Origin of the sequence: Pseudomonas sp. NPDC089534, from assembly GCF_044749305.1 — a bacterium.
GTDB classification, from domain to species: Bacteria; Pseudomonadota; Gammaproteobacteria; order Pseudomonadales; family Pseudomonadaceae; genus Aquipseudomonas; species Aquipseudomonas ekonensis.
The window spans coordinates 1-6,719 of sequence record NZ_JBIVHR010000160.1 but is presented as its reverse complement, the minus strand read 5'-3'; the positions used below and the strand labels follow the sequence as shown (position 1 = coordinate 6,719).

Here is a 6,719-nt window from a genome sequence, read left to right as displayed (position 1 = left end):
CTTCATTAGCGATGGGCGCTAGGTGCGGCGAGTGCACGGGCGGCGGCGACATCCGCGTTGATCGCCGTTTTCAGTGCCTCCAGGGAGGCGAAACGCTGCTCTTCGCGCAGCTTCTGGTGGAAAACCACCGTCAAACGCCGGTCATACAGATCGCCGGCAAAATCGAGTAGATGGACTTCAAGGTGGGCCTTGCCGTCACCTTGCACCGTGGGCCGCACGCCGATGTTGGCGACGCCGGGCCAGGTCTTGCCGTCGATGGTCACGTCGACCAGGTAAACCCCGGTGAACGGCACGCGACGGCGCTTGAGCTGGATGTTGGCCGTGGGCGTACCCAGTTGCCGGGCCAGTTTCTGGCCATGCAGCACGCGACCGGCGATCCGGTAGGGTCGGCCGAGCAAGCGTTCGGCCTGGGCGAAGTCGGCGGCGGCCAGCGCGTTGCGCACCTGGGTGCTGCTGACGCGCAGGCCGTCCAGCTCGACGGTCTGCGCGGCCTCCACGGTGAAACCCTGCACCTGGCCGGCCTGCAGCAGGAAGTCGAAATCGCCGAGACGGTCGCAACCGAAACGGAAATCGTCGCCGACCTCCAGATGCCGCACGCCGAGGCCGTCCACCAGGATGGTGTCGACGAACTCGCTGGCGCTGAGCTTGCTCAGGCGCTGGTTGAACGCCAGGCACAGCACCCGGTCGACGCCTTCGGCGGCCAGCAGCTGCAGCTTGTCACGCAGCCGGGCCAGACGCGCCGGCGCGGTGTCCGGGGCAAAGAACTCCCGTGGCTGCGGCTCGAAAATCACCACGCAGCTGGGCACGCCCAACTCGAGCGCACGCTCACGCAGCCGGGCCAGGATAGCCTGGTGGCCACGGTGAACACCGTCAAAGTTGCCAATAGTGGCGACGCAGCCCCGATGCTGGGGGCGCAAGTTGTGAAGGCCTCGAACCAGCTGCATAACGCGCTTCTTGCTCATAAAGTGGCCGATTATAACCACACCCGACGGCCGACGACAGGCAACACCGTAACCCAAAGTGATCGAGCCGACAAAACCGCCGGCCCGAACCCGAAAACAGGGGCCGGAACCTCAGCCCAACGCCTTGCGGTTGAAGTCGCGCAGACGGAAGCCCAACAGCAGCAGCATGCCGAAGTACGCCACCACGCCCGCCGCCACCAGCACGCCCAGGCGCAGGAACCGTTCCAGCATGTGCCCCTGATCCCAGGCCGGCATGAAATGCATGCCGGCCAGCAGCACCAGCGACATCACCGCGACCGCCACCAGCAGCTTGAAGCCGAACTTGGCCCAGCCCGGCTGCGGCTGGTACATCTGCTGCCTGCGCAACTGATAGAACAGCAGCCCGGCGTTCAGGCAGGCGCCGGCGCTGATCGCCAGCGCCAGGCCGGCGTGGGCCAGCGGGCCGATCAGCAGCAGGTTGAACAACTGGGTGACGATCAGGGTGAAGATGGCGATCTTCACCGGCGTGCGGATGTTCTGCTGCGCATAGAAGCCCGGCGCCAGCACCTTGATCAGGATGATCCCGAGCAGGCCGACGGAATAGGCGATCAACGCCCGCTGGGTCATGGCCGCATCAAAACCGCTGAACTCACCGTACTGGAACAGCGAGACCGTCAGCGGCTCGGCGAGGATGCCCAGCGCCAGCGCGCACGGCAGCACCAGAACGAAGCACAGGCGCAGGCCCCAGTCGAGGATGCGCGAATACTCATGGCGATCCTTGTTGGCGTAGGTCTTGGCCAGGGTCGGTAGCAGAATGGTGCCCAACGCCACGCCCAGCACACCGGACGGCAATTCCATCAAACGGTCGGCGTAGTACATCCAGGACACCGAGCCGGCCACCAGGAACGAGGCGAAAATGGTGTTGATGATCAGGGAGATCTGACTGACCGACACCCCGACGATCGCCGGCAGCATCTGTTTCATCACCCGCCAGACGCCCGTGTCGCGCAGGTTCAGGCGCGGCAGCACCAGCATGCCGATCTTTTTCAGGTGCGGCAGTTGGTAGAGCAGCTGCGCCAGGCCGCCGGCCAGCACCGCCCAGCCCAGGGCCATGACCGGCGGATCGAAGTACGGGGTCAGGAACAGCGAAAACACGATCATGCTGACGTTCAGCAGCGTCGGCACGAAGGCCGGCACCGAGAAGCGGTTCCAGGTGTTGAGGATCGCCCCGGCCAGCGAAGACAGCGAAATCAGCAATATATAAGGAAAGGTCACCCGCAGCAGGTCGGAGGTGAGGCGGAACTTCTCCGGCGTGTCGGCAAAGCCCGGCGCGGTGGCCCAGATCACCCACGGCGCGGCGAGCATGCCCAGCGCCGTGACGAGGGCCAGCACCAGGGTCAGCAGACCTGAGACATAGGCAATGAACGTGCGGGTCGCCTCTTCGCCCTTCTGGCTCTTGTACTCGGCCAGGATCGGCACGAACGCCTGCGAGAACGCGCCCTCGGCGAAGATCCGCCGCAGCAGGTTGGGCAACTTGAAGGCGATGAAGAAGGCGTCGGTCGCCATCCCGGCGCCGAACGTGCGCGCGATGAGCGTGTCGCGGACAAACCCGAGAACCCGGGAAAGCATCGTGATAGAGCTGACGGCGGCCAACGATTTGAGCAGATTCATTGAAGGAATGTGTGCCTGTCGATAAACAGCAGGCGAACTGTGCGCCCACTTGTGCGATACTCCGCGCCGCAACAGCACAGAGCCAAAGCTCGCGAGTTTACAGGTCATGCGCGGGAAAGAAATATCCCGTCGCGTTATGCCTACCACTTAGCGGAACGTCTCAAGCGCCCTTGACAAGACTTCAACTCATCGGCATGATTCGCGGCCTATTTTGTTTGCTATTCCCTAAAAAGTCTTTCGAGGAGCTCGACGGTGGCCAACTCACCTTCCGCCAAAAAACGTGCAAAACAGGCTGAGAAGCGTCGCAGCCACAACGCCAGCCTGCGTTCCATGGTTCGTACCTACATCAAGAATGTAGTTAAGGCCATCGACGCAAAAGACGCTGAAAAAGCTCAAGCCGCTTACACCCTGGCCGTGCCAGTCATCGACCGTATGGCCGACAAAGGCATCATCCACAAGAACAAGGCCGCTCGCCACAAGAGCCGCCTGAACGGCCACGTCAAGGCACTGAAAGCAGCAGCCTAAGCGACGTAGTCATTAAAAAACCGACCCAAGGGTCGGTTTTTTATTGCCTGCGATTTGGCATATGCGATTACAGGAAATGCTGCCCCTGCCCCGCAGCACCCTCACTGACGCCATCGCCAGCAGGCTGGCTCCCACAGGAGCCGTGCCGCGCACAGCCCATGCGGGAGCCCTCGTACAACTACTGAGCAGGCGCCCACGGCAGGATCGGGATCGCCGTCACCGCATTCTGCGGACTGCCCTCGATCAGGCGGTCGCTATAGACCAGATACACCAAGGTATTGCGCTTCTTGTCGAGGAAACGCACCACCTGCATGGTCTTGAACACCAGCGACGTGCGCTCCTTGAACACCTCTTCGCCATCCTTCAGCTCACCCTTGAACCGGATCGGCCCGACCTGACGGCAGGCGATGGACGCCTCGGCGCGATCCTCGGCCAACCCCAAGCCGCCCTTCACCCCACCCGTCTTGGCGCGGGAGAGGTAGCAGGTCACGCCATCGACCTTGGGATCATCGAACGCCTCGACCACGATACGGTCATTGGGACCGACAAACTTGAACACGGTCGACACCTGACCGATCTCCTCGGCAGAGACCGCCAACGGCAGCGCCATCAGCAGCCCGAACAGTCCTTTTGCAATCCGCATCGCACGCATCCTCAAACCAGAATCAGGTTGTCACGGTGAACCAGCTCAGGCTCGGCCATATAGCCCAGCAGGCCGACAATCGCATCCGACGACTGACCGATGATCTTCTGCGCCTCCAGGGCGCTGTAGTTGGCCAGGCCACGAGCGATCTCACGACCGTCCGGCGCCACGCAGACCACCATCTCGCCACGGCGGAAACTGCCCTGCACCAGCTTGACGCCGACCGGCAGCAGGCTCTTGTTGCCCTGGGACAACGCCGACACCGCCCCGTCGTCCAGCACCAGCGTGCCACGGGTCTGCAGATGCCCGGCCAGCCACTGCTTGCGTGCCGCCAGCATGCCGCGCTCCGGCGACAGCAGCGTACCGATGCGCTCGCCCGCCTTGAGACGATCCAGCACCCGCTCAAGACGCCCGCCGACAATGATGGTGTGCGCACCGGAACGGGCCGCCAGACGCGCCGCCCGCAGCTTGGTCTGCATGCCGCCGCGCCCCAGCGCGCCACCGGTGCCGCCCGCCACCGCATCCAGCGCCGGATCGTCGGCACGGGCCTCGTAGATCAGCTGCGCATCCGGATTGCTGCGCGGGTCGGCATCGAACATGCCGTCGCGGTCCGTCAGGATCACCAGCAGGTCGGCCTCCACCAGGTTGGCCACCAGCGCCGCCAGGGTGTCGTTGTCGCCGAAACGGATCTCATCGGTGACCACGGTGTCGTTTTCGTTGATCACCGGGATCACTTTCAGCTCGACCAGCGCACGCAAGGTGCTGCGGGCGTTCAGGTAGCGCTTGCGGTCGGACAGGTCATCATGGGTCAGGAGGATCTGCGCAGTATGCCGGCCATGCTCGGCAAAGCTCGATTCCCAGGCCTGCACGAGCCCCATCTGGCCGATGGCAGCGGCCGCCTGGAGCTCGTGCATCGCACTGGGTCGTGCGTTCCAGCCCAGACGGCTCATGCCGGCCGCCACCGCCCCGGAGGACACCAGCACCAGCTCCACGCCCGCTTCGTGCAAAGCCACCATCTGCTCGACCCAGACACCCATTGCCGCACGATCCAGCCCCTTGCCGTCAGCCGTCAGCAAAGCGCTGCCGATCTTCACGACCCAACGCTGCGCACCTGTCACCTTGCTCCGCATCATCTTCAACCTTAGCTTGAGGACAGCGCGACCCAGCGCTGCCCGTGACGTTATTTGTGGCTACCGTTTTCCAGATACCAAAACGCCGCTCGATTGAGCGGCGCTTAAGTTTACTGCAACGGATCAGTCGCGCACGTAAATGATTTCCGGACCGTCGTCATCATCCACATCTTCCTCGTCCCAATCATCGTCGCCGATGTCATGGACCGACTTCACGCCGCTGCGGCGCAGGGCACGCTGGTCGTCCAGCGCCTGCAACTGGGCGCGGGCCTCGTCTTCGATGCGCTGATCGAGGTCGGCCAGCTCTTCCTGGTAGGCCGGATCATTGGCCAGTCGGTCGGCGCGATCCTCCAGGTAACGCATGATGTCGCGGGTGAGGCGCTCGGTGCCGTCTTTGGCGATGGCCGAGATCACGTAGACCGGGCCTTCCCACTGCAGGCGCTCGACCACTTCCTTGACCCGTGCTTCGTGCTCCTCTTCAAGGATCTGGTCGCACTTGTTCAGGATCAGCCAACGGTCGCGCTCAGCCAGCGAAGGGCTGAACTTGGTCAGCTCGTTGACGATCACTTCCGCCGCATCCGCCGCGCTGCTTTCGTCCAGCGGCGCCATGTCCACGAGGTGCAGCAGCAGACGGGTACGCGCCAGGTGCTTGAGGAAACGGATGCCCAGGCCGGCACCGTCGGAAGCGCCTTCGATCAGCCCCGGAATGTCGGCGATGACGAAGCTCTTCCAGCGGTCGACACTGACCACACCCAGGTTCGGCACCAACGTGGTGAACGGGTAGTCGGCGACCTTCGGCTTGGCGGCCGATACCGAACGGATGAAGGTGCTCTTGCCGGCGTTCGGCAGGCCCAGCAGGCCGACGTCGGCCAGCACTTTCATTTCCAGCTTCAGGTCGCGCTGCTCACCCGGCTTGCCCGGCGTGGTCTGGCGCGGCGCACGGTTGGTGCTGGACTTGAAACGGGTATTGCCCAGCCCGTGCCAGCCACCATGAGCCACCAGCAGTTTCTGGCCGGACTTGGTCAGGTCGCCGATCACTTCCTGGGTGGACGAGTCGATCACCGTGGTGCCGACCGGCACACGCAGGATCAGATCCTCGCCCTTCTTGCCGGTGCAGTCGGTGCTGCCGCCATTGGAACCGCGCTCGGCATCGAAATGCCGGGTGTAACGGTAGTCCACCAGGGTATTGAGGTTTTCGTCGGCCATCATATAGATGGAACCGCCGTCACCGCCGTCGCCACCATTGGGACCGCCGTTCTCAATGAACTTCTCGCGACGGAAGCTCATGCACCCGTTGCCGCCGTCGCCGGCCTTTACGCGGATCGATACTTCATCAACAAACTTCATAACCAACGCCTCTCGCCGCACGGACGAGCCGAAAAACAATCAAGACATAAGACTCTTGCAAAGATGAGCGCAGCGACCCCATACACGACCTGCATCGCACGCCGACAGCCCATACAAACAGCTTTGCAAGAGACTCACCCCACAAACGAAAAAGCCCCGTCGCAAGACAGGGCTTCTCCAGCATTCTCGCAATTAGGCTGCGACAACGCTCACGTAACGGCGGTTGAAAGCGCCTTTTACTTCGAACTTGATCACGCCTTCGATTTTCGCGAACAGGGTGTGATCCTTGCCCATGCCAACGCCGTAGCCAGCGTGGAACTGAGTGCCGCGCTGACGCACGATGATGTTGCCGGCCTTGATGGCCTGGCCGCCGTACATCTTCACGCCAAGTCGTTTGGCTTCTGAGTCGCGACCCGGCCATCAGCGCCTCCGCCTGCTCCATTTCGTCCAGGATGATCTTTG

General features: G+C 63.1%; 6 protein-coding genes and 1 pseudogene. 1 reads left to right on the top strand and 6 read right to left on the bottom strand.

What is annotated here, in order from left to right; genetic code table 11:
- Nucleotides 1-5: 5 nt before the first annotated feature.
- Both ribF and murJ read right to left on the bottom strand, forming a co-directional pair.
- Complete coding sequence (gene ribF, locus ACIP0B_RS27520) at nt 6-944, bottom strand: bifunctional riboflavin kinase/FAD synthetase (protein ID WP_400838176.1); 939 nt, start codon at nt 942-944, stop codon at nt 6-8.
- Between the two features lie 129 nt (nt 945-1,073).
- A complete protein-coding gene (murJ, locus tag ACIP0B_RS27515) occupies nt 1,074-2,612 on the bottom strand; it encodes a murein biosynthesis integral membrane protein MurJ (RefSeq protein WP_400838173.1) in 1,539 nt (512 codons plus the stop codon).
- A gap of 252 nt (nt 2,613-2,864) precedes the next feature.
- Here murJ and rpsT point away from each other — a divergent pair, with 252 nt between their 5' ends.
- Nucleotides 2,865-3,137: a 30S ribosomal protein S20 gene (gene rpsT / locus ACIP0B_RS27510; RefSeq protein WP_085584179.1), complete on the top strand. Its 273-nt coding sequence runs from the start codon at nt 2,865-2,867 to the stop codon at nt 3,135-3,137.
- A 178-nt stretch (nt 3,138-3,315) separates the two neighbouring features.
- On the opposite strand, the gene ACIP0B_RS27505 is transcribed toward rpsT, so the two are convergent.
- The 4 genes and pseudogenes from ACIP0B_RS27505 to rpmA form a co-directional block, all read right to left on the bottom strand.
- Nucleotides 3,316-3,780, bottom strand: coding sequence for a CreA family protein (locus tag ACIP0B_RS27505; protein WP_400838170.1), 465 nt, complete (start codon nt 3,778-3,780; stop codon nt 3,316-3,318).
- 11 nt (nt 3,781-3,791) lie between these two features.
- Nucleotides 3,792-4,910, bottom strand: a complete 1,119-nt coding sequence (gene proB / locus ACIP0B_RS27500) for a glutamate 5-kinase (protein ID WP_400838167.1) — start codon at nt 4,908-4,910, stop codon at nt 3,792-3,794.
- Nucleotides 4,911-5,033: 123 nt separating this feature from the next.
- Complete coding sequence (cgtA, locus tag ACIP0B_RS27495) at nt 5,034-6,257, bottom strand: Obg family GTPase CgtA (protein WP_400838164.1); 1,224 nt, start codon at nt 6,255-6,257, stop codon at nt 5,034-5,036.
- A 192-nt stretch (nt 6,258-6,449) separates the two neighbouring features.
- Nucleotides 6,450-6,671, bottom strand: a pseudogene (rpmA, locus tag ACIP0B_RS27490) (50S ribosomal protein L27); the annotation flags it as partial.
- Between the last annotated feature and the right edge of the window lie 48 nt (nt 6,672-6,719).

Excerpts from the sequence above, each read along its gene's own strand:
- ribF (WP_400838176.1), bottom strand. The coding sequence starts at position 944 with ATGCAGCTGGTTCGAGGCCTTCACAACTTGCGCCCCCAGCATCGGGGC.
- murJ (WP_400838173.1), bottom strand. The coding sequence starts at position 2,612 with ATGAATCTGCTCAAATCGTTGGCCGCCGTCAGCTCTATCACGATGCTT.
- ACIP0B_RS27505 (WP_400838170.1), bottom strand. The coding sequence starts at position 3,780 with ATGCGGATTGCAAAAGGACTGTTCGGGCTGCTGATGGCGCTGCCGTTG.
- proB (WP_400838167.1), bottom strand. The coding sequence starts at position 4,910 with ATGCGGAGCAAGGTGACAGGTGCGCAGCGTTGGGTCGTGAAGATCGGC.
- cgtA (WP_400838164.1), bottom strand. The coding sequence starts at position 6,257 with ATGAAGTTTGTTGATGAAGTATCGATCCGCGTAAAGGCCGGCGACGGC.